Source organism: Pseudomonas sp. MWU12-2029, assembly GCF_023242425.1.
In the GTDB taxonomy this organism is placed as follows: Bacteria; Pseudomonadota; Gammaproteobacteria; order Pseudomonadales; family Pseudomonadaceae; genus Aquipseudomonas; species Aquipseudomonas kribbensis.
The window spans coordinates 190665-213617 of the sequence record NZ_JALJDY010000008.1 but is presented as its reverse complement, the minus strand read 5'-3'; the positions used below and the strand labels follow the sequence as shown (position 1 = coordinate 213617).

22 protein-coding genes are annotated in these 22953 nt (G+C 60.4%); 12 read left to right on the top strand and 10 right to left on the bottom strand.

Annotated features, from left to right (window positions below):
* Positions 1 to 8: 8 nt before the first annotated feature.
* On the bottom strand, positions 9 to 1424 hold the full coding sequence (locus M5B44_RS20865; RefSeq protein WP_248740362.1) for an acetyl-CoA carboxylase biotin carboxylase subunit: 1416 nt from the start codon (positions 1422 to 1424) through the stop codon (positions 9 to 11).
* Positions 1425 to 1615: 191 nt separating this feature from the next.
* Here M5B44_RS20865 and M5B44_RS20860 point away from each other — a divergent pair, with 191 nt between their 5' ends.
* Positions 1616 to 2578: a LysR family transcriptional regulator gene (locus M5B44_RS20860; RefSeq protein WP_085708793.1), complete on the top strand. Its 963-nt coding sequence runs from the start codon at positions 1616 to 1618 to the stop codon at positions 2576 to 2578.
* On the opposite strand, the gene M5B44_RS20855 is transcribed toward M5B44_RS20860, so the two are convergent.
* The 3 genes from M5B44_RS20855 to M5B44_RS20845 all read right to left on the bottom strand — a co-directional run bounded on the left by M5B44_RS20855 (position 2520) and on the right by M5B44_RS20845 (position 6732).
* A complete protein-coding gene (locus M5B44_RS20855) occupies positions 2520 to 2732 on the bottom strand; it encodes a PA3496 family putative envelope integrity protein (protein WP_248740361.1) in 213 nt (70 codons plus the stop codon). The genes M5B44_RS20860 and M5B44_RS20855 overlap by 59 nt on opposite strands.
* Before the next feature lie 109 nt (positions 2733 to 2841).
* Positions 2842 to 3708 carry a transcriptional regulator HexR gene (gene hexR, locus M5B44_RS20850; protein ID WP_007954250.1) on the bottom strand — a complete coding sequence of 289 codons (867 nt, stop codon included), beginning with the start codon at positions 3706 to 3708 and terminating at the stop codon, positions 2842 to 2844.
* Positions 3709 to 3858: 150 nt separating this feature from the next.
* The gene (locus M5B44_RS20845) at positions 3859 to 6732 is read right to left on the bottom strand and encodes a GGDEF domain-containing phosphodiesterase (RefSeq protein ID WP_248740360.1); all 2874 of its coding nucleotides are present in this window, start codon (positions 6730 to 6732) and stop codon (positions 3859 to 3861) included.
* 259 nt (positions 6733 to 6991) lie between these two features.
* Here M5B44_RS20845 and uvrD point away from each other — a divergent pair, with 259 nt between their 5' ends.
* From uvrD to M5B44_RS20825, 4 genes are all read left to right on the top strand, one after another.
* Positions 6992 to 9175, top strand: a complete 2184-nt coding sequence (uvrD, locus tag M5B44_RS20840; RefSeq protein ID WP_114886442.1) for a DNA helicase II — start codon at positions 6992 to 6994, stop codon at positions 9173 to 9175.
* A gap of 141 nt (positions 9176 to 9316) precedes the next feature.
* Positions 9317 to 9757 carry an EamA family transporter gene (locus M5B44_RS20835; protein ID WP_016984014.1) on the top strand — a complete coding sequence of 147 codons (441 nt, stop codon included), beginning with the start codon at positions 9317 to 9319 and terminating at the stop codon, positions 9755 to 9757.
* Between the two features lie 175 nt (positions 9758 to 9932).
* A complete protein-coding gene (locus tag M5B44_RS20830) occupies positions 9933 to 10820 on the top strand; it encodes a Tim44 domain-containing protein (protein WP_248740359.1) in 888 nt (295 codons plus the stop codon).
* A 138-nt stretch (positions 10821 to 10958) separates the two neighbouring features.
* The gene (locus tag M5B44_RS20825) at positions 10959 to 11366 is read left to right on the top strand and encodes an SMI1/KNR4 family protein (protein ID WP_007995855.1); all 408 of its coding nucleotides are present in this window, start codon (positions 10959 to 10961) and stop codon (positions 11364 to 11366) included.
* Between the two features lie 21 nt (positions 11367 to 11387).
* On the opposite strand, the gene M5B44_RS20820 is transcribed toward M5B44_RS20825, so the two are convergent.
* Positions 11388 to 13151 carry a cation:proton antiporter gene (locus M5B44_RS20820; protein WP_248740358.1) on the bottom strand — a complete coding sequence of 588 codons (1764 nt, stop codon included), beginning with the start codon at positions 13149 to 13151 and terminating at the stop codon, positions 11388 to 11390.
* 282 nt (positions 13152 to 13433) lie between these two features.
* Between M5B44_RS20820 and M5B44_RS20815 the strand changes: the two genes are divergently transcribed.
* The gene (locus M5B44_RS20815; RefSeq protein ID WP_003229693.1) at positions 13434 to 13916 is read left to right on the top strand and encodes an acyl-CoA thioesterase; all 483 of its coding nucleotides are present in this window, start codon (positions 13434 to 13436) and stop codon (positions 13914 to 13916) included.
* Positions 13917 to 14018: 102 nt separating this feature from the next.
* Here M5B44_RS20815 and pdxY read toward each other — a convergent pair whose 3' ends face one another.
* Positions 14019 to 14891, bottom strand: coding sequence for a pyridoxal kinase PdxY (gene pdxY / locus M5B44_RS20810; protein ID WP_248740357.1), 873 nt, complete (start codon positions 14889 to 14891; stop codon positions 14019 to 14021).
* A gap of 117 nt (positions 14892 to 15008) precedes the next feature.
* Between pdxY and M5B44_RS20805 the strand changes: the two genes are divergently transcribed.
* A complete protein-coding gene (locus tag M5B44_RS20805; protein ID WP_248740356.1) occupies positions 15009 to 15422 on the top strand; it encodes a DUF3301 domain-containing protein in 414 nt (137 codons plus the stop codon).
* Position 15423: 1 nt separating this feature from the next.
* Here the strand turns inward: M5B44_RS20805 and M5B44_RS20800 are convergent, their stop codons facing one another.
* Entirely contained in the window at positions 15424 to 16395 is a 972-nt protein-coding gene (locus tag M5B44_RS20800) for a CobW family GTP-binding protein (protein ID WP_248740355.1), read from the bottom strand.
* A gap of 25 nt (positions 16396 to 16420) precedes the next feature.
* Between M5B44_RS20800 and M5B44_RS20795 the strand changes: the two genes are divergently transcribed.
* A complete protein-coding gene (locus M5B44_RS20795) occupies positions 16421 to 16777 on the top strand; it encodes an NADH:ubiquinone oxidoreductase (protein ID WP_085708784.1) in 357 nt (118 codons plus the stop codon).
* A 4-nt stretch (positions 16778 to 16781) separates the two neighbouring features.
* Here M5B44_RS20795 and M5B44_RS20790 read toward each other — a convergent pair whose 3' ends face one another.
* Together M5B44_RS20790 and zigA are read right to left on the bottom strand one after the other, a co-directional pair.
* On the bottom strand, positions 16782 to 17432 hold the full coding sequence (locus M5B44_RS20790; RefSeq protein ID WP_248740412.1) for a DUF1826 domain-containing protein: 651 nt from the start codon (positions 17430 to 17432) through the stop codon (positions 16782 to 16784).
* Entirely contained in the window at positions 17432 to 18637 is a 1206-nt protein-coding gene (gene zigA, locus M5B44_RS20785; RefSeq protein ID WP_248740354.1) for a zinc metallochaperone GTPase ZigA, read from the bottom strand. The genes M5B44_RS20790 and zigA overlap by 1 nt, the downstream gene beginning before the upstream one ends.
* A gap of 224 nt (positions 18638 to 18861) precedes the next feature.
* Between zigA and M5B44_RS20780 the strand changes: the two genes are divergently transcribed.
* The gene (locus tag M5B44_RS20780) at positions 18862 to 19236 is read left to right on the top strand and encodes a glutamine synthetase (protein ID WP_248740353.1); all 375 of its coding nucleotides are present in this window, start codon (positions 18862 to 18864) and stop codon (positions 19234 to 19236) included.
* Here M5B44_RS20780 and M5B44_RS20775 read toward each other — a convergent pair.
* Positions 19233 to 20432 (bottom strand): N-acetylmuramoyl-L-alanine amidase, encoded by a 1200-nt coding sequence (locus tag M5B44_RS20775; RefSeq protein WP_248740352.1) that lies wholly within the window; start codon positions 20430 to 20432, stop codon positions 19233 to 19235. The two genes, M5B44_RS20780 and M5B44_RS20775, sit on opposite strands and share 4 nt — an antisense overlap.
* An 84-nt stretch (positions 20433 to 20516) precedes the next feature.
* Between M5B44_RS20775 and folE2 the strand changes: the two genes are divergently transcribed.
* The 3 genes from folE2 to M5B44_RS20760 are packed head-to-tail and all read left to right on the top strand — an operon-like array spanning position 20517 to position 22944.
* Positions 20517 to 21413: a GTP cyclohydrolase FolE2 gene (folE2, locus tag M5B44_RS20770; RefSeq protein ID WP_248740351.1), complete on the top strand. Its 897-nt coding sequence runs from the start codon at positions 20517 to 20519 to the stop codon at positions 21411 to 21413.
* Complete coding sequence (locus M5B44_RS20765; protein WP_248740350.1) at positions 21410 to 22078, top strand: metal ABC transporter ATP-binding protein; 669 nt, start codon at positions 21410 to 21412, stop codon at positions 22076 to 22078. The genes folE2 and M5B44_RS20765 overlap by 4 nt, the downstream gene beginning before the upstream one ends.
* Positions 22078 to 22944: a metal ABC transporter permease gene (locus tag M5B44_RS20760; protein WP_248740349.1), complete on the top strand. Its 867-nt coding sequence runs from the start codon at positions 22078 to 22080 to the stop codon at positions 22942 to 22944. The genes M5B44_RS20765 and M5B44_RS20760 overlap by 1 nt, the downstream gene beginning before the upstream one ends.
* Positions 22945 to 22953 lie beyond the last annotated feature (9 nt).

Below are 22953 nucleotides of genomic sequence, written 5' to 3'. Positions count from 1 at the left end.
TCTATTCCTCACAGGCCTGCGTGGGCGGCAATGGCGGCGGCGATGGCCAGGGCCAGCTCTTCGGGTTTGCGCTTGATCGAGTAGTTGGTCAGTTCAGGGTGGCTTTCAACGAAGCTGGTGTTGAACTGGCCGCTACGGAATTCCGGGTTGCGCAAGATTTCCTGGTAATACGCGGCGGTGGTCTTCACGCCTTGCAGACGCATGTCGTCGAGGGCACGCAGACCACGGTCCATCGCCTCTTCCCAGGTCAGTGCCCACACAACCAGTTTCAGGCACATCGAGTCGTAGAACGGCGGAATGGTGTAGCCGGTGTAGATCGCCGTGTCGGTCCGTACGCCCGGGCCGCCGGGGGCGTAGTAACGGGTGATCTTGCCGAAGCTCGGCAGGAAGTTGTTTTTCGGGTCTTCGGCGTTGATCCGGAATTGCAGGGCAAAACCGCGATGCTGGATGTCTTCCTGTTTCACCGACAGCGGCAGGCCGGAAGCGATGCGGATCTGTTCGCGGACGATATCGATCCCGGTGATTTCTTCGGTGATGGTGTGTTCCACCTGCACCCGGGTGTTCATCTCCATGAAGTACACCTCGCCCTCGGCGAGCAGGAACTCCACGGTGCCGGCATTCTCGTAACCCACGGCCTTGGCCGCACGCACCGACAGGTCGCCGATGTAGGCGCGCTGTTCCGGGGTCAGCTGCGGGCTCGGGGCGATTTCGATCAGCTTCTGGTTGCGGCGCTGGATCGAGCAGTCACGCTCGAACAGATGCACCACATTGCCGAAGCTGTCGCCGAGGATCTGCGCTTCGATGTGCTTCGGATTGACGATGCATTTTTCCAGGAACACTTCGGCCGAACCAAAAGCCTTGGTGGCTTCGGATATGACCCGGGGGAAATTCTGCTCGAGTTCTTCGCGGCTGTTGCAGCGACGGATACCGCGACCGCCACCACCGGAAGTAGCCTTGAGCATCACCGGATAACCGATACGGTCGCCTTCGGTCAGCGCCTCTTCAATGCCCGAGACGTTGCCTTCAGTGCCCGGCGTGACCGGCACACCGGCCTTGATCATGCTGCGGCGCGCTTCGGTCTTGTCGCCCATGCGGCGGATGACTTCCGCCGACGGACCGATGAATTTGATCCCGCGTTCGGCGCAGATCTCTGCCAGTTCGGCGTTTTCCGAAAGGAAACCGTAGCCGGGGTGCAGTGCATCGCAACCGGTTTCCACCGCCAGGTTCACCAGCTTGCGCGGGTTAAGGTAACCGGCCAGCGGCTCGGCACCAATGCTGTGGGCCTCGTCCGCACGCTTCACATGCAAGGCATGGCGGTCGGCGTCGGAAAAAATCGCAACCGAGCGAATGCCCATCTCGGCGCAGGCACGCACGATTCGTACGGCAATCTCACCACGGTTGGCGATCAGGATCTTTGTTATCACTTGGAGGTTCCCTTGAGCCGGTGGTACCCACGACCTGCTAGACCCAGGTCGACGCGTGACCAAATGTTTCAATCTGGTCGCGGCTTCACACTAGCGCTCACAAGGGATTAACAAAAATGAATAAAAATTGGGTCAGGCATAAGTAAAGACTTATAGTCATTGCACCAACCAGCGGCCAGAGTCGGTAGAAAATGCGTAAGTCCTTGATGCGTATGACATTGCGTCAATTGCAGATCTTCAACGAAGTGTGTGATTTACGCTCCTACAGCCGCGCAGCCGAGGAAATGTCTCTCACACAACCGGCCGTCAGCCTACAGATTCGTCAGCTCGAAGAGCTGATCGGGCAGCCGTTGTTCGATTACGTCGGCAAAAAACTCTACATGACCGAGGCCGCCGAAGCACTCCAGCGCGCCAGCCGGGACATTTTTGGCCGACTGGAAAACCTCGACATGCAGCTGTCGGACATGCAGGGCTCGCTACAGGGCCAGTTGAAACTGGCGGTGGAATCCAGCGCCAAATACTTCGTGCCGCACTTGTTTGCAGCCTTCAAGCGCCAGCATCCGGAAGTGAACCTGCAACTGACGGTGGTCAACCGCGGCCAGGTAATTCGCCGGCTCTCCGATAACCGCGATGACCTGGTGATCATGTCGATGGTGCCGCAGGACATGGGCCTGGAGTTCCTCCCCTTCCTCAACAACCCGATCGTGGCAACCGCCCGACCGGACCATCCGCTGGCACACATGGGACCGCTGCGCCTGCAGGATCTTGAGCCGTACACATTGCTGATTCGCGAGCCCGGCTCGGGAACGCGTCTGGCCTGTGAAGAGTATTTCAAAGAGAAGCGCGTGCACTTCACTCAGACCCAGGAAGTGGCGTCGGCTGAAGCTCAGCGAGAGTGCGTTTTGGCGGGTCTGGGCGTAGCACTGTTGACGCGCCACGCCCTGAACCTGGAGCTGGCGACCGGCGGCCTGGTGGAGCTGCCGGTCGAAGAATTGCCGCTGTTTCGCAGCTGGTGCCTGGTGCAGGCCAAGGCCAAGCGCCTGTCACCGGTGGCGCACGCCTTCCTGGCGTTTATCCGCAGCGAACGGGTGCAGATCAGCGCGCTGGTTGAGCGCTTCGACGGGAAGCTACGGGAGCTGCCTGCCAGTAGTTGAGTTCGATGTCCTCGGGAAAATCGCTGATTTCGGTCTGAAGCTGACGAAGTTCGAAGCGATCTTCGATGGCGCGGCGGAATTCCATGCGGCGCTGGTCTTCCTGCTGACGACGGGTTTTCGCGGCGCTGTTGCGTTCTTCGTAAGGCTGAGCCATTTCGAGTCTCCCAAGGCGATTACGGGAGTTTCACGATAGGCGCGAGGGATGACGGTTTGGCTGCGTCGGGGTTACAGGCAGATGAAGATTGCCTTCACCCCATGACTACTCAGTCATCCAGCGCTTTCACCGATTTTGGCGACAGCCGCAAGCTGCGCAGGCTGCGCTTGACGCTCTTGAGGTGGTTGACCAGGCTCGGCCCGCGCGCCATGGCCACGCCCATGGCCAGCACGTCGATCACCACCAGGTGGGCGATGCGCGAGGTCAGCGGCGTGTAGATTTCGGTGTCTTCGTGCACGTCGATCGCCAGGTTGACGGTCGACAGCTCGGCCAAAGGCGTCTGGCTCGGGCACAGGGTGATCAGCGACGCACCGCTCTCGCGCACCAGGTTGGCGGTGATCAGCAGGTCCTTGGAGCGACCGGACTGGGAAATACAGATCGCCACGTCGGTCGGCTTCAGCGTCACCGCCGACATCGCCTGCATGTGCGGGTCAGAATAGGCCGCCGCCGTCAGCAGCAGACGGAAGAACTTGTGCTGCGCATCCGCCGCCACCGCGCCAGACGCACCGAAACCGTAGAACTCGACACGTTGGGCCTGGGACATCAGCGTCACTGCTCGCTGCAACTCCAGCGGATCGAGCTTCTCGCGAACCTCCATCAGCGTGTGCAGGGTGGTGTCGAAAATCTTCAGGCTGTAATCGGCGACCGAGTCGTCTTCATGGATCGCGAACTGACCGAAACTGGCGCCGGCCGCGAGGCTTTGCGCGAGCTTGAGTTTCAGATCCTGAAAACCGGAACAGCCGATGGCACGGCAGAAGCGCACGATGGTCGGCTCGCTGATGCCGACGCTGTGGGCCAGATCGGCCATGGAACTGTGCATCACTGCCGCAGGGTCAAGCAGCACGTGGTCGGCGACCTTGAGCTCCGACTTGCGTAACAGGTGACGTGACTGGGCGATGTGTTGCAGCAGATTCAAGGGGCTGGACTCTTGTTATGGAAAGATGTGCTTTGGCCAGATGCCGGGGATGTAGCAAGCTTGTAGTTATACTACATGAATCGGCTTTTTGCCTGCTCAATGCGTAACTGGATCGCCCCGGATCAGGCGACATGCACTGCATGTAGCCCTTTACCGGGGATTTTCCTGCTGACGCAGCAACCCGGCCAGACCGGCAGCCTCCACCGGACGACTGATCAGATACCCCTGCACTTCGTCGCAACCCTCGGCCTTCAAGAACTCAAGCTGCTCCGGCCGTTCGACACCCTCTGCCACTACTTTCAGCGACAATCCATGAGCCATCGCAATGATCGCACGGGTGATCGCCGCGTCCTCGCTGCCCTCGCCCAACCCACGGATAAAGGCCTGATCGATCTTCACGTAATCCACCGGAATCCGCTTCAGATAGCTCAGCGACGAATAGCCGGTGCCGAAATCGTCGATCGCCAGCTTCACCCCCAGATCCCGCAGCTGCTGGAACGTGGCGATGATGTGTTCGACGCTGTCGAGCAGCTGGCTTTCGGTCAGTTCCAGCTCGAGGTAGTGCGGCGCCAGCCCGGTTTCCTCCAGCACCTGGCGCACCAGACTGACCAGTTTGCCCTGACGCAATTGATGCACCGACAGGTTCACTGAAACCCGGATCGGCTCCAACCCCTGCCGCTGCCATTCGCAGGCCTGCCAACAGGCCTGGCGCAGGACGAATTCGCCGATGGGCCCGATCAGTCCCGTCTCCTCTGCCAGACCGATAAAGTCCCCCGGCGGCACCCGCCCCATGGTCGGGTGATCCCAGCGCACCAGCGCTTCGGCGGCGTTGAGACGACCGGTCGCCAGGCACAGTTTCGGTTGATAGAAGACGTTGAGCTGCTTGTCCTCGATGGCTTTGCGCAGCTGGTTTTCCAGCTGCAGACGCTCCAGCGTGCTGGCTTGCAGGCTGTCGGTGTAGAACTGGAAATTGTTGCCGCCCAGGTGTTTGGCATGTTGCATCGCCATGTTCGACTGACTGACCAGCGCAGCAACCTCCCGGGCATTGTCCGGCAACATGCTGATGCCCATCGAGGCGCTGACCACCAGCTCATGCCCTTCCACCGTCAGCGGCAGGCGCAATTTGGCCGACAACCGCGTGGCGACCCGCGCCAGACTCGACAGATTGCCGTAGGCATCGAACAGCACCGCGAACTCGTCGCCGGACAACCGGGCGATGGTGTCGGCTTCCGGCAGGGCACTGACCAGACGCCGCGACATTTTCTGCAGCAACTGGTCGGCTATCTCATGACCCAGACTGTCGTTGAGCAACTTGAAGCGATCCAGATTGATGTGCAGCAGTGCCAGACTCCGCCGCCCGCCCTGCCGTACACGCTGATGCGCTTCGTGCAATCGTTCGCGGAACAGCGAACGGTTGGCCAGACCGGTGAGCTCGTCGTAGTGCGTCAAATAACGCATACGCTCTTCGGATTCGCGTCTTGCCGACAGATCGGCGAAGAAGCCGACGATATGACTGACATTTCCCCGACTGTCGCGTACCGCATTCAATTGCAGCCACTGTGGATACAGCTCGCCGTTCTTGCGAGTCTCGACCAGTTCGCCCTGCCAGCTGCCGTGCTGCTCCAACGCGTGGCGAATGGCGACGTAATGCCGCCGCGCGTCGCGGCTGCACGGCAATTCGACGACATTGCGCCCGAGCATGTCATCGATGTCATACCCTGTAACCCGGCTGAAGGCCTGGTTGATGGCGATCAGCGAATAATTCGGGTCGAGGATCACGATGCCTTCGCTGGCGGCCTCGAACACCGTCGCCGCCAGTTGCTGCTGGGCCTCCAGGCTTTTGCTGACACTGATGTCACGCCGGGTGCCCACCATGCGGATGACCCGCCCGCTGTCGTCGCGTTCCACCGCGCGCCCTCGGTCTTCGATCCAGACCCAGTGGCCGTCGCCATGGCGCACGCGGTACTCGATCTGATAATCCTCCGTGCGCCCCTTCAAGTGCTCGATCAACGCACGTTTAAGCGGTGGGACATCTTCCGGGTGCAGCCGGGGCCGCAAATGCCTGAGCAGCCCGGTGACGTATTCCGGATCCAGGCCGAACAGTTCCTGAATCTGCGTGTGGTGAACTTCGTCGGTCTGCAGGTTCCAGTCCCACAGCCCCAGCTCACTGGCCTTCAACGCCAGGGCCAGGCGTGCCTCGCTTTTGCTCAGGGCCTGGTTGGCGGCATCCAGTTCGCGGCTGCGCTGGGCCACCCGGTCCTCCAGTTCAACCTGGGCTTCGCGTAACTTCGCTTCGGCGCAGCGGCGCTGTTCGATTTCCTTCGCCAACGCCTGATTGAGCAGTTCGCTGCGAGACTGGGCTTGTTGCAAGTGTTCGATCAGGTGCTGGTTCTGAAAGCGCCGCAGCAAGCCACGGTCGATCAATCGGTTGACCTGCCACGCCACGACGCTCAGGGAACCGAGCAGGATCAGTCCGAGCCAGCCCCAGCCCCGCGCCAGTTCGTCACCACCCCAGAACAAATAGCCGATGGCCGGCAGCAAGCACGGCAAGGTAAAGGAAAGAAAGGCCGGAATGCTCACGGCGTAGGCCACGCTGGCCGACAGGGTTGCGGCGCCGATCAGGCCGAACACCCACGCCTGCTGCATGAAATTGTCGGCCGGGACCAAGGCGATGCCGGCGCCGGCCAGGGTCAGGCCGGTCATGGTCGAACCGAGCAGGAACATCCGGCCCCAGATCGGCTGGGCCTGGCGGTCGGGAATCGCTGAATCGAACGCCGCAACCTGAATCACCCGCAACGCCACCAGCGACAGCAGCCATACCAGCCAGACGCTGACCACGAAGTAACGCTGCGGGCTCCAGAGCAAACCGGCGCAGACCAGACCATTGATCAACATGAACAGGGTGGGCAACAGCGAACCCTGGTATAGAAGGCGCGTGCGCTCGACCGCCATCTGGGTGGCGTAATGCTTGCGGATCACCCGGGGTTCCACAGAGGGGCCCGACAGGTCGAAGCTGAGGGTCATAGGCAACGTTCTTGTTCTTATAAGTGTGAGCATGCGCCCGGAAACGTGGACGGAGCATACACAAGCCCAACCACTTGCCAAACTGCTCCAGATCATAATTTCGCCGAAACTTTTCGACCTCCTGTCACCCGCAAAAGCCCCGACGCCAGGCGGGCCAACGCCTGTAGCCGGTGACCGACCGGTCGTCATTGGCAGCACTTTCATCGGCTAATGCAAAGCTCGGTTTGCCCGGGCCTGCGGCGCACCCTAGAATGCCCCGATGCGCGATGATCTCTCCCTTCTGCTGAACTCCCTCAACGATGCCCAACGCCAGGCCGTAGCGGCTCCCGTTGGTCGTCAATTGGTCCTGGCCGGTGCCGGCTCAGGCAAGACCCGAGTGCTGGTGCACCGTATCGCCTGGTTGATCCAGGTCGAAAACGCCTCGCCCCACTCGATCCTGTCGGTGACCTTCACCAACAAGGCCGCTGCCGAGATGCGTCACCGCATCGAGCAATTGCTGGGGATCAACCCGGCCGGCATGTGGGTCGGCACCTTCCACGGTCTGGCGCACCGCCTGTTGCGGGCGCACTGGCAGGAAGCAGGCTTGAGCCAGACCTTCCAGATCCTCGACAGCGATGACCAGCAGCGTCTGGTCAAACGGGTGATCCGTGAGCTGGGGCTGGACGAACAGCGCTGGCCAGCCCGTCAGGCCCAGTGGTTCATAAACGGGCAGAAAGACGAAGGCCTGCGTCCGCAGCACATTCAGGCCAGCGGCGATCTGTACCTGGCCACCATGCGCGGCATCTATGAGGCCTACGAGGCTGCCTGCCAGCGCGCCGGCGTCATCGATTTCTCCGAACTGCTGCTGCGCGCCCTCGACCTGTGGCGCGACCATCCGGGCCTGCTGGCCCACTACCAGAAGCGTTTCCGCCACATTCTGGTGGACGAGTTCCAGGACACCAACGCCGTGCAGTACGCCTGGTTGCGCCTGCTGGGCAAGGGTGGCGACAGCCTGATGGTGGTCGGCGACGACGACCAGTCGATCTACGGCTGGCGCGGCGCGAAAATCGAGAACATTCATCAGTACTCTTCCGACTTCCCGGATTCCGAGACCATCCGTCTGGAGCAGAACTACCGCTCCACCGCCGGCATCCTGAAAGCCGCCAACGCCCTGATCGCCAACAACACCGGGCGTCTGGGAAAAGAGCTGTGGACCGACGGCGGCGACGGCGAAGCGATCAACCTGTACGCCGCGTTCAACGAACACGATGAAGCACGCTACGTTGTCGAAACCATCGAAAGCGCGCTGAAAACCGGCCTGGCTCGCAGCGATATCGCGATTCTCTACCGCTCCAACGCCCAATCCCGCGTTCTGGAAGAAGCCTTGCTGCGCGAGCGCATTCCGTACCGCATCTATGGTGGCCAACGATTCTTCGAGCGCGCGGAAATCAAGAACGCCATGGCCTACCTGCGTTTGCTGGAAGGTCGCGGCAACGATGCGGCGCTGGAACGGGTCATCAACGTTCCGGCTCGCGGCATCGGCGAGAAGACCGTCGAAGCCATCCGTGAACATGCGCGCCACAGCGATGTGTCGATGTGGGAAGCCATGCGCCAACTGGTGGCCAACAAAGGCCTGACCGGTCGTGCGGCCGGCGCCCTCGGTGCGTTTATCGAGCTGATCGAGAACCTCGCCGCCAAGTGCGCCGAGATGCCGTTGCACCTGATGACCCAGACCGTCATCGAGCAATCCGGCCTGATCGCCTACCACGAAGCGGAAAAAGGCGAGAAAGGCCAGGCCCGGGTGGAAAACCTTGAGGAATTGGTCAGCGCCGCGCGCAACTTCGAGAACACCGAGGAAGACGAAGACCTGACGCCGCTGGCGGCATTCCTCGGCCACGCGTCGCTGGAGGCCGGCGACACTCAGGCCGACGAGCACGAAGACAGCATTCAGTTGATGACCCTGCACAGCGCCAAGGGCCTTGAATTCCCTTACGTGTTCCTGGTGGGCATGGAAGAAGGCCTGTTCCCGCACAAGATGAGCCTGGAAGAACCGGGACGTCTTGAAGAGGAGCGTCGTCTGGCTTACGTCGGCATTACCCGGGCCATGCAGAACCTGGTGATGACCTACGCTGAAACCCGACGCCTGTACGGCAGCGAAACCTACAACAAGGTGTCGCGATTCGTACGGGAAGTGCCGAAAGGCCTGATTCAGGAAGTGCGGCTGTCGAACAGCGTCAGCCGACCGTTCGGCGGCAATCAGTCGATGAGCGGCAGTAACCTGTTCAGCGGCAGCGAGATCCCGGATACCGGCCTGAGCCTCGGCCAGGCTGTGCGGCACTCGATCTTTGGTGACGGCGTGATCCTCAACTTCGAGGGCGCCGGTGCCCAGGCACGGGTGCAGGTGAACTTCAGCGAAGGCAGCAAGTGGCTGATGCTGGGTTACGCGAAGCTGGAAGCCATCTAAACGCCGGCTCTGCTGTTCTGTGGGAGCGAGCCTGCTCGCGAATTGGAGCGCCACGTTTATCTGATAAACCACGGTGCAGCCATCGCGAGCAGGCTCGCTCCCACATGGATTCATGCAACCCTTACCGACAGGACAACATCCATGGGCTCTGGCTTCTTTTCCTCCTGGACATTCTGGGCCCTGCTCTCGGCCACCTTCGCCGCACTGACGGCAATCTTCGCCAAGGTCGGCATCGAAAACGTCAACTCCGACTTCGCCACCCTGCTGCGCACCATCGTGGTACTCGTCAGTCTGGCCTTGATTTTGTACGCCACGGGCCAATATCAGTCCCTGGGATCGATCTCTGCCAAAAGCTATCTGTTCCTGCTGTTGTCGGGTCTGGGCACCGGGGCTTCGTGGCTGTGCTATTTCCGTGCCTTGAAAGTCGGGCCAGCCTCGCTGGTCGCTCCGGTGGACAAGCTCAGCGTGGTGCTGGTGGCGGTGCTCGGCGTGATCCTGCTGGGCGAGAAACTCGACCTGCGCCAATGGGGCGGCATCGGCCTGATCACGGCTGGCGTGGTGATGTTGGCGTTTCGACGCTGATCAATTTCCCACTGAACGTACCTACTTTTCCTACAGACAAAAGTACATGGCCTTATTGCCTGGACCGAGCTGAACGTAACCTGTCAGGCAAAAGCCCGAAACACTCTCTCGCTAGCCAGTGACACTTCAGCTGTGCAACATGGCGCGCGTGTCTCCACAAACGGGAATTCCCTTTATGAAACGTTTTCTTAGCATCGCCATGGCGTTGTGCATCGGCCTGACGATGAGCCTCGACGCCAACGCCAAGCGCTTCGGTGGTGGCAAAAGCGCCGGCGCTGCGCCGACGCACCAGACCAGCCAGATGGCTCCTTCTTCCCCAGGCATGGGCGGCGCGGCTGCGACCGCTGGTGCTGCCGGTGCTGCCGGTGCCGCGGGCGCTGCTGCCAAGGCTGGCGGCGCTTCGAAATGGCTCGGCCCTCTGGCCGGCATCGCTGCCGGTGGACTGCTCGCCTCCATGTTCATGGGCGGCGGCTTCCAGGGCATGCAGATCTTCGACATCCTGATCATGGCCGTGATCGCGTTCGTGATCTTCCGCTTCATCGCCGCTCGTCGCCGCAAGCAGCAGGAGCAGTTCGCGCCGGCCGGTGCGCCGATGCAGCGTGAAGTGTTCGAGCAGAAACCTGCCGCCATGGGTTCGATCTTCGGTGGTTCGGCCGCTCCGGCTGCCGCCCGTCCGGTGATCAACGCACCGGCCTGGTTCAACGAGCAGCGCTTCCTCGAAGCCGCCCGCAGCCACTTTCAGGCGCTGCAGCAGCACTGGGACGCCAACGAAATGGACAAGATCGCCGAGTTCGTGACTCCGCAAATGTTCGAGTTCCTCAAGCGCGAGCGCGCGGAACTGGGCGATGCGTTCCAGTCCACCTTCATCGAAAACCTCCAGGTACAACTGGATGGCGTTGATGACCGTGCGGACAAGACCATTGCCACCCTGACCTTCAACGGTGTGTCGAAGACCTCGCGTTTCGACCAGCAGGGCGAAGTGTTCAGCGAAAGCTGGAACATGGAACGTCCACAGGGCGACAACCAGCCTTGGCTGGTCGCCGGTATCCGCCAGAACGGCTGATCACCTCCGACGTTTTACCCGCAGCAATAAAAACCCCGGCCTCGGCCGGGGTTTTCTATTTCGCGGTTGCATCTATAGCGAGCTACTGTATAAACCGGCCCATATAAACCGCGCCATTCAAGCAAGAGGATCCCGGACGTGGAAGAAATCATCGAACAACTGCGCGAAGCCAACGAACCCGTGCCGGTTCCCCTGGAATTGCCCGACGAAGACCAGTTGGTGGAAGTCGAAGAAGAACTCTTCATCAACATCCCGTTCGTCTTCAAAGAATTTCTGCTGACCGTCAGCGACGTAGTTTACGGCAGCCTGGAGCCGGTGACCGTCACCGACCCGCAGTCCCACACCTACCTGCCGGATGTAGCCGCCAATGCCTGGGACGCCGGTGTGCCGCGCGACCTGATCCCGATCTGCCAGGACGGCGACAACTACTACTGCGTCGAAGAAGACGGCACCGTGGTGCTGTGGTCCGGAGAAGAAGAGCTGATCACCGAAGAGTCCTGGGAGTCGGTCTGGCACTGGGCACGGGACGTCTGGCTGGAAAGCTGATCCGCCAGACGCCACGCCGGGTCAATGCCCTGACGACTCCTTGTGGTTGTCGAGGGTCTCCAGCAGGGCCACCTGCATCCGCGTGTGCACCCGGATGAACCAGCGCCAGAGCAGCGCCGCCACGGCGGCCGCGACCACGGCGACCAACACCAGCAGCTTGTTGGTCGGCAAGATACTGGCCGACAAGGCTGCCAGCAGCAGGAAAATCACCAGCAGCGAGAGGATCGGGATCACTTCGGCGATCACCCGGCGCACTCGCTGTGTGTGACGCCCCGCCATCTCCGGCTTCACGCCCATCTCCGCCAGCAGCATCGACAGCGCCTTGAGCTTGCGATAGGCCGCAATCAGGAACGGCAGCGACAGCAGCAACGCCCCACCCCAGATCAACGCCTTCTGCCAGCTCGGATCGCTGATCCAGTCCTGCAGCCAGGTCGAGAGACGCCCGGCAAAGAACGCGCCGGCAAAGAAGATCGCAATCACCAGCGCCAGATTGACCCCGACCTGCAGCAGAATCCGCCGGATCATCGACGCCAGCATCGCGCCCTCACCCTGCGGCTGAATGCTGCGCAGCCATTCGCCATACATCCCGAACACCCGACCAAGACGCTGCGGCATGGCGGCGGACAGCTTGATCGACAGCGGATCGGCGGCGCGGATCAGGTACGGCGTCAGCAACGTGGTGATGACCGAGACGGCCACGGCGACCGGGTAGAGAAAGTTGCTGGTCACCTGCAGCGTCATGCCCAGTGCGGCGATGATGAAGGAAAACTCGCCAATCTGCGAAAGACCCATCCCGACCCGCAGTGAGGTGCGTCCGTCATTGCCGGCGATAAATGCCCCGAGGCCGCAGGACAACATCTTGCCCAGCACCACGGCGACGGTAATCACCGCAATCGGCCACGCGTACTGCAGAAGGATCATCGGATCGAGCATCAGGCCGATGGCAACGAAGAAGATCGCGCTGAACAGGTCGCGAACCGGCTCGATCAGGCGCTCGATCTTCAGCAATTGCCGCGACTCGGCCATGATCGCGCCGATCAGGAACGCGCCGAGGACCATGCTGTACTCGAGCTTGACCACCAGCAGGCAGAAACCGAAGCACAGCCCGAGCACGGTGATCAGCAGCATCTCGTTGCTTTCGAACTTCGCCACATAGGCCAGCAATCGCGGCACCAGCAGAATGCCGACGACCAGCGCGACGATCATGAAGAGCGAGAGCTTGCCGACCGTGGAAAACACTTCGCCGGAACTGACCGTGCCGCTGACCGCGATGCTTGAAAGCAGCGCAATGATGCCTATGCCGAGAATGTCTTCGACGATCAACACGCCGAAGATCAGCTGGGCGAAGCGCTCGTTCTTCATCTTCAGATCGTTGAGCGCCTTGACGATGATGGTGGTCGAGGAAATCGCCAGGATTGCGCCGAGGAACAGCGAATCCATGGTGTTCCAGTCGAACCAGCGGCCGATTTCGTAGCCGATCCAGATCATCAGGATGATTTCCAGGAACGCCGCGATAAACGCCGTGGCGCCGACCTTGAACAGTTTGCGCAGGCTGAACTCCAGGCCTAGGCAGAACATCAGGAAAATCACCCCCAGCTCGGCGAGGGTCTTGATGGTTTCTTCGTCGTGGATCAGGCCGAACGGCGGCGTGTGCGGGCCGATGATGAAGCCGGCAACGATGTATCCCAGCACCACCGGCTGCTTGAAACGGTGGAACAGCACGGTCACCACGCCTGCGACCAACATGATCACTGCCAGATCCTGAATAAAGCTGATGGCATGCATGGCGTGGGCTCCTTGAATGACGATGCTCGCGGCAGGCGTCTGAAACGTCTGGGCGAGCTGAGTAAAAATCCGCTTTAGGTGTAGGAATCGCCCTTGGGGTGGGCTTTTGCAGGGTAACACCGCGACTTCCGGCTGAAAGGCGGTGCAATATATGGAAACAGATCGATCCGGGCGTGACGGCGGCCAGTTGCCCGGCGTCCCGATAACGGTGGTTTTGAAAAGCGACCAGGCACCCGCAGAGGTGCTTCTTCCAGCAACCCTGCCTTGACCCGTGAGAACGTTATGGAACCCGGAAACGCCCAGCTGTCGATGACGGTACTGATGACCCCCGACATGGCCAACTTCTCTGGCAATGTCCACGGCGGCACCCTGCTCAAATACCTCGACGAAGTGGCCTACGCCTGCGCGAGCCGCTACGCCGGCCGCTACGTGGTGACCCTGTCGGTGGATCAGGTGATTTTCCGCGAGCCGATCCATGTCGGCGAACTGGTGACCTTCCTGGCGTCGGTCAACTACACCGGCAATACCTCGATGGAAGTCGGCATCAAAGTGGTGACCGAGAACATCCGCGAGCGCTCGGTGCGCCACACCAACAGCTGCTTCTTCACCATGGTTGCCGTGGATGATCAGCGCAAACCGGCCGCCGTACCGCCGCTGCAACCGCAGAACAGCGAAGACAAACGCCGCTACATGCAGGCCCAGCAGCGCCGGCAGATTCGCCAAGAGCTGGAAAAGCGCTATCAGGAAATCAAGGGCGACGCCTGAGATTTGTAGCGATCTGACGACCGCTATCGCGAGCAGGCTCGCTCCCACAGTTGATGTTTTCTCTGTGGGAGCGAGCCTGCTCGCGATTGAAGCCGACGCGTATCAGAGGCTGATCGGCGTGGCCTCGAACTTCACCCGCGGATGCGCAATCCGGTCCTGAGCCCGCACCAGTTGCAGCTCGTAACTGGCACAGGCCTGGGTTTCCAGCAGCACTTCATGCACAGCTGCCGCAGTGAATTCAAACGCCGCCACCAGACTGTCGCCGAGCAGCACTCGCGCCAGGAACAGGCCGGACGTCAGATCGCCCACACCGACCGGCTGCCGTGGGAACGCGAGCAGCGGACGCCGCAGATGCCAGCTGCCCTCGGCCGTCACCAGCAGCATCTCGAAGCCTTCCGCCGGTTTCCCCGGGTAATCCAGATGCTTGACCAGCACCGCTTTCGGCCCACGCGCCAGCAGCGCCCGAGCCATCGCCAGGCAATCGAACAACGACTGAGGCTTGCGCCCGGAGAAGCTGTCCAGCTCAAGCTGGTTCGGGCACATGAAATCCGCTACTGCTGCGGCTTCGTCGAGCAGGAAGTCGCTGACTTCGGCCGGCACGCTGCAACCCTTCTCCGGATGGCCCATCACCGGGTCGCACAGGTACAGGGCTTTCGGATTGACCGCCTTGATCCGCTCGATGCCACTGAGAATCGCCCGGCCCTGGGCCGCACTGCCTAGATAGCCGGTCAGCACCGCGTCGCAATTGCCCAATTCTCCAATGGCGGCGATGCCTTCGACCAGTTCCGGGATCCGCTGCGGCGCCAGCACTTCTCCGGCCCATTGGCCGTACTGGGTATGGTTGGAGAACTGCACGGTGTTGAGCGGCCAGACGTTGACCCCGACCCGCTGCATCGGAAAAACCGCAGCGCTGTTGCCGGCGTGGCCGAACACCACATGGGACTGGATGGCGAGCAGATGAGGCGTACGTTTCATTCGGGTTTTTCCGTAAAACGATTGAAATTCAAGCCGCGCAGTATGCGACGAAACACAGTCTGTACGACAGACCGGCGACGCAGTTAAGCTGATGCCAACTTATGGAGTTTCTTGTTGATGCTGACCCTGGAAAACATTTTCGTGCTGATGCTGTTCGCCGTTGCCGGCGCGTGGCTTTGGCACAACCACGGCCTGCGCGAGCGGGCGCTGGAACGGGTCAAGCAGCATTGCGTGAATGTCGGCGTCGAACTGCTCGACGGCAACGTGGCACTAAAGAAGATCGGTCTCATCAAGGATGCCAATGGCCGTCGGCGTCTGGCCCGGGTCTACAACTTCGAATTCACCGTGACCGGCGAAACCCGTCACAACGGCACCATCACCCAGTTCGGCCCACACAGCGCGCAGATTGAACTGGCGCCCTACCCGGCACCGTTCGACGATACCCCGCCGGTAGTGGAGGTGGCCAAGCCGAGCGCTCAGGTCATCGAACTGAGCCAATGGCGCCAGGAACACACCAAGTGGAAGCCTTGAGTCAGGTCGCTTGAATCCGACAGCCGGCCAGTTCTGCCTGTAACTCATCGATCGCCTGCGGTACGTCGAAAATCAGCTCGATCCGCGAATCCTTGCGCCATTCGCTGGGCTGCCAGGCCAGCTTGGCGCTATCCAGGGCATTGGCTGATTCCCAGCCAGTCTGACTGTGGATAACCAGCTTCGCCCGGCGCCAGTGCAGGGACTCCAGCCACTGAGTGATGCGAATCACGTCAAACGTCTGGCTTGGGTGCCAGCGCCAGCCGATGCTCCAGCCGCCCTCCTGCGCCTGACTCAGGCAAATCGGCGAAGCCGGATCGCTCCAGATGACCGGCATCTGCGCCAGACCTTTGGGCAAGATCAACTTATCCACACCCGCCTGTGCTTGTGTCGCCACACCCGGCAATTCGCTCAGGGGCAACGATGCCTGTTGCGTCCAGATCAGCCTGACGGACGGCAACTGACGGGCAATCTGCTCTCGCCGGGATTCATCGAGGTTTTCCGCCTTGTTCAATACCAGCAAACCGGCATTCGGGAGCGCCTCCCGTTGAGCCGGCGGTAGTGTCTTGCCCGCCGACAGTGCCTGGGCGTCCAGCACCAGCACGCAGGGTTGAACCGCGAGAACACCCTGCCATGGTGCTTCGTTCAGTTGCTGCAGCAACTGCGCCGGATGCCCCAATCCGGAAGGCTCGATGAACAGACGATCCGGCTGAGCCTTGCGCAATAAACGTCCCAACCCGATCTGAAACGGCGCACCGTTCACACAACACAAACAGCCCCCGGCCACTTCGCCCAGTGCGATACCATCGGCGTCCCGGGTCAACAGTGCAGCGTCGAGGCCGATCTGGCCGAATTCGTTGATCAGCACTGCCCAGCGCTCACCGGCCGGTCGTTGCGCCATGAGCTGGCGAATCAGGCTGGTCTTGCCGGCGCCCAAGGGACCTGCGATGACGTGGGTAGGGATGTTCTGCAACATGATCAAGGTTTTCTGGAGGTAGGGAATGCGGTGGATGGGATGGTCGTTGCTGTTGGCGCTGGTGTCGGGCGAAGCGCTGGCCCAGGCTTGTGTGGTACACAGCCAGGCAGAACGCCTCGACGTGAAGGTCTGCCAGCAGAACCGCAACATCCCGGAGAAGCTGTTCAATGACGGCTTCTGCCAACCCACGCTGGCGGGGCAAAAAGTCGACGTGCAGTACGTCGATCAGTGCCCTGCCGGGGCTTTTGGCGTGTGCAGCAACGCGCAAGTCGCCAATATGCCTTATCGCCAGGATATCCACTATTACGGCGTGGCCACCGATGCGGCGTATTTGAAGCCGTACTGCGAGAGCCAGAGCCAGGGCAACTGGCTCAAGCCTTGAGGCGTCAGCCCAGCCAGTCGAGGGTCAGCATCAGACGCCGTTCGCCCGGCGCCGGTTGTGGAGAGCGGTGGATCAGCCCAAAACCTTCGTTACCGTGCCACTTCTCCCCTTTGAGCAGCGCCACTTCACCGCTGACCAGTTGCTGAATTCGCGATTTTTCTTGCGGCTCGGCCAGTGGTTTTCCCAGTTGCTGGCGATCCATTTCCCCCTCCCTCAGCCACTCGCTACCGATCCCGGCGTAGGTGGTGATCAGCCGAACGGGCACATGATCGACGTGAAAACGCGGGCACATCGCCTTGTCCAGTACACGCAAGCGCAGGCCGATCCGCCGTGCACCGAGCAGGCAGGCGAAGGCGCTGACCAGCCATTTCAGGTCGGCGATAAATCCTTCATAACCTTCCAGATCACGAAATCCGCTGGCCAGGCCAGTGAGGTCCGGTTCGGTATCTTCGTCGTGTAATTCGAGGCTCAGCGCTTCGGCGCAGGGCTCGTTGAGTGACAGCAACAACGTCGCAAACTCGGCGACATGCAACGGGAGCTGCCGCTGCCAGACGGCGAGGTTGATTTCGTCTTCAAGAATGCTCGCCAGCGCTTGCGGGGTCGGACCGAGGACTTGATGACGTGTTTTGCTTTGCAGCGGTTTGAGGGCAAGCATCATGCGGCCTCGTCATGCCAGGGGCCGAACGGATCGGCCAGCAATCGCCAGCCTTCGACACCCAGTACCATCTCGGCATCGGTGAGCAGGCAATCGTCGAGGGCTGATTTGAGTTGTGCGAAATCGATGTTCTGGCCGATAAACACCAGCTCCTGACGACAGTCTCCTACGCTCGCGGTCCAGTTTTCCATGATCGCAGCGGTGCTTTCCTGATCCTGTGGCCACTGATTCTTCGGCACGAAACGCCACCAGCGCCCGGCGAAACCATGGCGCATCAAACCGCCGGCCTGCGACCAACTACCGGCATCCGTGGGTTTGCTCGCGAGCCAGAAGAAACCTTTGGAGCGCAGCAGCTTACCGTTCAGCCAGGGCCGATCGATGAATTCGAAAAAACGCTGAGGGTGAAAGGGTCGGCGCGCGCGGTAGGCTGTGGACGCGATGCCGTATTCCTCGGTTTCCGGCACATGTTCGCCACGCAACTCCTGAAGCCAGCCCGGGGCGGTTGCGGCCCTGTCGAAGTCGAAGCGGTGGGTGTTGAGGATCTTCTCCAGCGGCACTTCACCCATCACCATCGGGATGATCTCGGCGTTGGCGTTCAGCCGCTTGAGGATCGCCATCAACTCTTCCCGCTCGCTGCTGCTGATCAGATCAATCTTGCTGATCAACAGAACGTCGGCGAATTCGATCTGTTCGATCAACAGATCGGTGATCGAACGCTCATCTTCTTCTCCAAGAATTTCGCCACGGGAGGCCAGGCTTTCGGCGGCCTGGAAATCAGGCAGGAAATTCAGACCGTCGACTACAGTGACCATGGTGTCGAGGCGCGCGATGTCAGCGAGGCTTTGGCCCTGCTCGTCGCGGAAAGTGAAGGTCTCGGCAATCGGCAGTGGCTCGGAAACCCCGGTGGATTCGATGAGCAGATAATCGAATCGGCCTTCCCGGGCCAGTTTGGCGACTTCTTCCAGAAGGTCCTCGCGTAACGTACAGCAGATACAACCGTTGCTCATCTCCACGAGTTTTTCTTCTGCGCGGTTCAGGTCGACATCACGCTGAACTTCGCTGCCATCAATGTTGATTTCGCTCATATCATTGACGATCACCGCCACACGCAAATCGTCTCTGTTACGTAGTACGTAATTCAAAAGTGTACTTTTTCCGGCGCCGAGAAAGCCGGATAAAACGGTCACGGGAAGAGGGGAAGACATGGGGTAAACCTCATCAAACGGTAGCTAAACACAAGAAACGCTCTCGGCGGCAGGCGTTCTTGGGCTTCGACGAGACCGTCAGAGAAGCAGACGCTTGAAAACAGGAGCCACGGAAAGCCCGATCAAATTTATGTTATAGTATAACAATATTAAAGATCCACTTTCTTCTTGCCGGAAACGACAAAGGGCTGGAAGCTGGAAACACTTCGCCGTCGAGTGATCTCATGAAAACAGCGCTGAAATGCTCACTCTTTGGTCTCGCCTTGCTGACCTTCGATGCATGGGCACAAGTCCCGGGGCTCGCCACCTGCACGCGCAGCGCCAACCTGCTGGCGTGCGTGGATGCCAATGGCAACGCCTATAGCGTCAACACCGCCGGCAAGACGATTTATCTGCGGGGTTTCGAGAAGGTTGGCCAACGTTATTGGGCGCAAACCAACAGCATTTATGGGCAACTGACGTTCTTCACCGGGATCGCCTCCGACGGCGAGGCCTGGGTCGGTTACAACCGCCGGGTGGGCTGGACGACGATCAACCGCTTCTCCAGCTCCGGCGGAAGCACCGGGAAGTTCACTTGCAGCCGACTCACGGGCTGCTAGACACGCGCTTGTTGCTGCCCCTGCTGCCAGGCGATGTAGCTGTCGGCCGGTGGATTTTTCTGGAAATAGCGCTGCAATCCTTCAAACAATCCGTCAGCAACCGCCTGCTGATGGCGTGCAGTGACCAATCGCTGACTGTCCCGTGCGTTGGAAATGAACCCGGTTTCCACCAGAATCGACGGCACATCGGGTGACTTCAGCACCGCAAATCCTGCTTGCTCCACACGTTTTTGATGCAGCGTGGTGATGCCCGCCAGACTTCCCAGGACCGTGCTACCCAACTGCAAACTGGCGGCGATGGTGGCATTCATCGACATATCGAGGATGACCCCGGCGAGCATCGGGTCCTTGTCTTTCAGATTCAGCAGACTGGTTGCACCGAGCAGATCCGCACCGTTTTCCCGCTGAGCCATGAAGCGCGCAGTGGCTGAAGTCGCGCCACCTTCAGACAGGCAATACACCGAAGCGCCCGAAGCGGTCAGACGCGGCGCGGCATCTGCGTGCACCGAAATGAACATGTCGGCCTTGTGCTGGCGGGCGATATCAACGCGCTTGCGTAGCGGTACAAAGAAGTCGTCGTTGCGCACAAGCTTCACATCAAAGCCTTTTTCCCTCTTCAAGCGACGTGCGAGCAGCTGTGAAATCGAGAGCACAACATCCTTCTCACGCTCGCCTTTTGCACCCACTGCCCCCGGATCTTTGCCGCCATGACCAGGATCAACCACGACAATAATGTCTCGTTTTGGATGATTGGTTTTCCCCGGTGTTTCACGTGGAACGCTTGGCGTTGCCACTTTTGAGTCGCTCAAAAGGTCCAGAACCAGGCGGTGCCCTTGGCCATCCTGAGGTGCCAGCAGGAAAGTATTGAGCTGAACCGGGCGATTCAAATCCAGAACGATTCGGGTATCACCCTTGCCAAAATGCCCTGAGCGGATGCTGCGAATAACTGTTTCGCTGAGCGCCAATTGACTGAAATCGCCACTCAAACTGGCACCACTCAGGTCGATGATCAGACGATCCGGTGCACTCAGCATGAACGTCTTGTAGCTGACCGGCCCGCTCAAATCGAAGACCAACCGAAGCTTGTCATCCGACCACCAGAGGCGTGCATTGCGAATTTGTGTGGCGCTGACACTGAATGGAAAAGTCAAGGCAGCGCTGGCCAACATCAGGTTAAGTAAATGGCGTCTGTGCATTTGAAAGCCCGTTCATGAAAAAGGCATCGTGATTTGAATTGTTATAATGTAACATCAAATTCAATCAACACGATGGTACTGAACATGAATGCGCTGACGCTGCCGGATATCGCCGCGCAAGCCGCCCGCCAAGCCTTGCCGCTTGATTGGGTGGGGATGCGTGGCATCGCTCTGCCTGTATTTATCGAGGGGCAACGCCTGGCTGCCAAAGCCGATGCGGGTGTCAGCCTGGATGACGGCGAGGCCCGTGGCATTCACATGTCACGGTTGTATCTGGCGCTTGAAAGGCTGGAACAACAAAACCTCACTCCCGCACTTTTGCAGCAGGTTTTGCAGCGTTTTCTCGACAGCCATGAAGGCCTGGCTAATTCCGCCTATCTGAATATCCATACCGATTTACTGCTCAGAAGACCCGCATTGGTCAGCCCATTGGCAGGATGGAAAACCTATCCGGTGACTATTGCAGCCACTCTGAAAAACACAGTGTTCCACGTGGAACTCAAAATCGAGGTGGCTTACTCCTCGACTTGCCCCTGCTCTGCCGCGCTGGCGAGGCAATTGATCCAGCAGCAATTCGTCGACGACTTCGCCAACAAGCCGTTGCGACATTCAGAAGTTTTGGCCTGGCTGGGCTCGACTCAGGGGATCATCGCAACGCCCCACAGCCAGCGCAGCACCGCACAACTGCATCTACACCTGGATGAGTTCGTCGATGGCTTACCACTGACCTCGACCATCAACGATGCCGAAGCGGCCCTCGGCACCGCCGTACAAACCGCAGTGAAACGCGCCGACGAACAAGCCTTCGCCCTCGCCAATGGCCAGAACCTGATGTTCTGCGAAGACGCCGCTCGCCGTCTGAATCTGGCGCTGCGTCGCTCACCCGGCATCCGCGAGTTCCACCTGCGCGTGATCCATGCCGAAAGCCTCCACGCCCACGATGCAGTCGCTGAAAGTCACTGGCGCCGGGAGACCGCATGATCCGCCTGCAGTCATTGAGTTGGGGCGCACCCGGCCAACCGCTCACGCCACCGCTGAGTCTTCAACTGGAACGCGGTAGCTCGACCGCCATCATCGGAGTAAATGGAAGCGGCAAAAGCAGCCTGCTCAAAGTCATCGCCGGACTACAGAGGCCTTTGGCCGGCGCTGTCGCATTAGGCGTCCCTCGCCAAAGTGGTTTGTCATTCCTCCCCCAGCAACAGCACCTGGATCGCCAATTCCCGATCAGCCTTCAGGAACTGGTAGCCGCCGGTTTCTGGGGACGTCGACTATCAACCCAGCTGCGTACACAACGATTGACCCAGGCACTTGAAGATTGGCACTTGAGCGGCCTGGAACAGCGCCCATTAATGGCCCTCTCCGGCGGTGAACTGCAACGCGCCCTTCTCGCTCGACTGAGTCTGGCCGACACGCCTTTGCTGCTGCTCGACGAACCCCATGCCGCCCTCGATGAACTGGGTCAGGCATTACTCTGGCAACACCTGCACACCTGGCATGCGCAAGGACGGACGCTGGTGATGGTTTGCCACGACCTCGCCGCCGTCCGCCAACACATTCCACAAACGCTGCTGATCAAAAACAGTGGCTGCCTGTTCGGCCCCAGTGTCGAACTGATCCAGCAAACACCCAACGTGCAGGTGGCCTGATGCACACCACCGCACACTTCTGGCAACCGTTCCTTGAGTTCGTGTTCATGCGTCGGGCACTGCTCGGCGGTTTGCTGCTGGCGTGCAGTACTGCGCCATTGGGCGTGTTCCTGATCCTGCGGCGAATGAGCTTGATCGGTGACGCCGTCGCCCACGGCATCCTTCCCGGTGCGGCGCTGGGCTTCTGGTTTGCCGGCCTGAGTCTTCCCGCGCTGACCCTTGGCGGCCTTGGTGCCGGCCTGAGCATGGCCGGACTCGCCGCATGGATCACCCGCCGAACCGGCCTGCGCGAAGACGCCAGCCTCGCCGCGATTTACCCGATCTCCCTGGCCAGCGGCGTGCTGATTCTGGGTATCGCCGGCAAACGTCTCGACCTGCTGCACTTGCTGTTCGGTTCAGCACTGGCGGTCGACGGTCCCACCCTGAACGGAATGTTGGGCGTGTCGCTGCTAAGCCTGATGGCCATGGCACTGATCTACCGCCCGCTCCTGCTCGACACCCTTGATCCACTCTTCCTGCGCACCGTCAGCCGACTCGGCCCGATTGCCCACGGTGTTTTCCTCACGCTGGTGGTGCTGAATCTGGTTATCGGTTTCCAGGCCATCGGCGCGCTGATGGTGGTCGGCCTGATGATGCTGCCCGCTGCCGCTTCACGTTTCTGGAGCCGAAGATTGCCAACCCTGATCGCCATCGCCGCCGTGATCGGTTGCCTGTCGGTATGGCTCGGTCTGTTGCTGTCGTTCTACTACTCGCTGCCCAGCGGTCCGGCCATAGTGCTGGTCGCCGGCATCGGTTACCTGTTGTCCGTCGTGCTCGGGCCGGTTCACGGCCTGATGCGCCGCCCGCCCTTGCTCACATCCCAATGAGGTGTTTCC

Bases quoted from the DNA above. Each gene is read 5' to 3' on its own strand.
- M5B44_RS20835 (WP_016984014.1), top strand. From the start codon at position 9,317: ATGGGCTCTGGCTTCTTTTCCTCCTGGACATTCTGGGCCCTGCTCTCG.
- M5B44_RS20790 (WP_248740412.1), bottom strand. From the start codon at position 17,432: ATGCTTGCCCTCAAACCGCTGCAAAGCAAAACACGTCATCAAGTCCTC.
- folE2 (WP_248740351.1), top strand. From the start codon at position 20,517: ATGAATGCGCTGACGCTGCCGGATATCGCCGCGCAAGCCGCCCGCCAA.
- M5B44_RS20760 (WP_248740349.1), top strand. From the start codon at position 22,078: ATGCACACCACCGCACACTTCTGGCAACCGTTCCTTGAGTTCGTGTTC.
- M5B44_RS20775 (WP_248740352.1), bottom strand. From the start codon at position 20,432: ATGCACAGACGCCATTTACTTAACCTGATGTTGGCCAGCGCTGCCTTG.
- uvrD (WP_114886442.1), top strand. From the start codon at position 6,992: ATGCGCGATGATCTCTCCCTTCTGCTGAACTCCCTCAACGATGCCCAA.
- M5B44_RS20795 (WP_085708784.1), top strand. From the start codon at position 16,421: ATGCGGTGGATGGGATGGTCGTTGCTGTTGGCGCTGGTGTCGGGCGAA.
- M5B44_RS20815 (WP_003229693.1), top strand. From the start codon at position 13,434: ATGGAACCCGGAAACGCCCAGCTGTCGATGACGGTACTGATGACCCCC.
- M5B44_RS20780 (WP_248740353.1), top strand. From the start codon at position 18,862: ATGAAAACAGCGCTGAAATGCTCACTCTTTGGTCTCGCCTTGCTGACC.
- M5B44_RS20805 (WP_248740356.1), top strand. From the start codon at position 15,009: ATGCTGACCCTGGAAAACATTTTCGTGCTGATGCTGTTCGCCGTTGCC.
- pdxY (WP_248740357.1), bottom strand. From the start codon at position 14,891: ATGAAACGTACGCCTCATCTGCTCGCCATCCAGTCCCATGTGGTGTTC.
- M5B44_RS20820 (WP_248740358.1), bottom strand. From the start codon at position 13,151: ATGCATGCCATCAGCTTTATTCAGGATCTGGCAGTGATCATGTTGGTC.
- M5B44_RS20800 (WP_248740355.1), bottom strand. From the start codon at position 16,395: ATGTTGCAGAACATCCCTACCCACGTCATCGCAGGTCCCTTGGGCGCC.
- M5B44_RS20860 (WP_085708793.1), top strand. From the start codon at position 1,616: ATGCGTAAGTCCTTGATGCGTATGACATTGCGTCAATTGCAGATCTTC.
- zigA (WP_248740354.1), bottom strand. From the start codon at position 18,637: ATGTCTTCCCCTCTTCCCGTGACCGTTTTATCCGGCTTTCTCGGCGCC.
- M5B44_RS20855 (WP_248740361.1), bottom strand. From the start codon at position 2,732: ATGGCTCAGCCTTACGAAGAACGCAACAGCGCCGCGAAAACCCGTCGT.
- M5B44_RS20765 (WP_248740350.1), top strand. From the start codon at position 21,410: ATGATCCGCCTGCAGTCATTGAGTTGGGGCGCACCCGGCCAACCGCTC.
- M5B44_RS20845 (WP_248740360.1), bottom strand. From the start codon at position 6,732: ATGACCCTCAGCTTCGACCTGTCGGGCCCCTCTGTGGAACCCCGGGTG.
- M5B44_RS20830 (WP_248740359.1), top strand. From the start codon at position 9,933: ATGAAACGTTTTCTTAGCATCGCCATGGCGTTGTGCATCGGCCTGACG.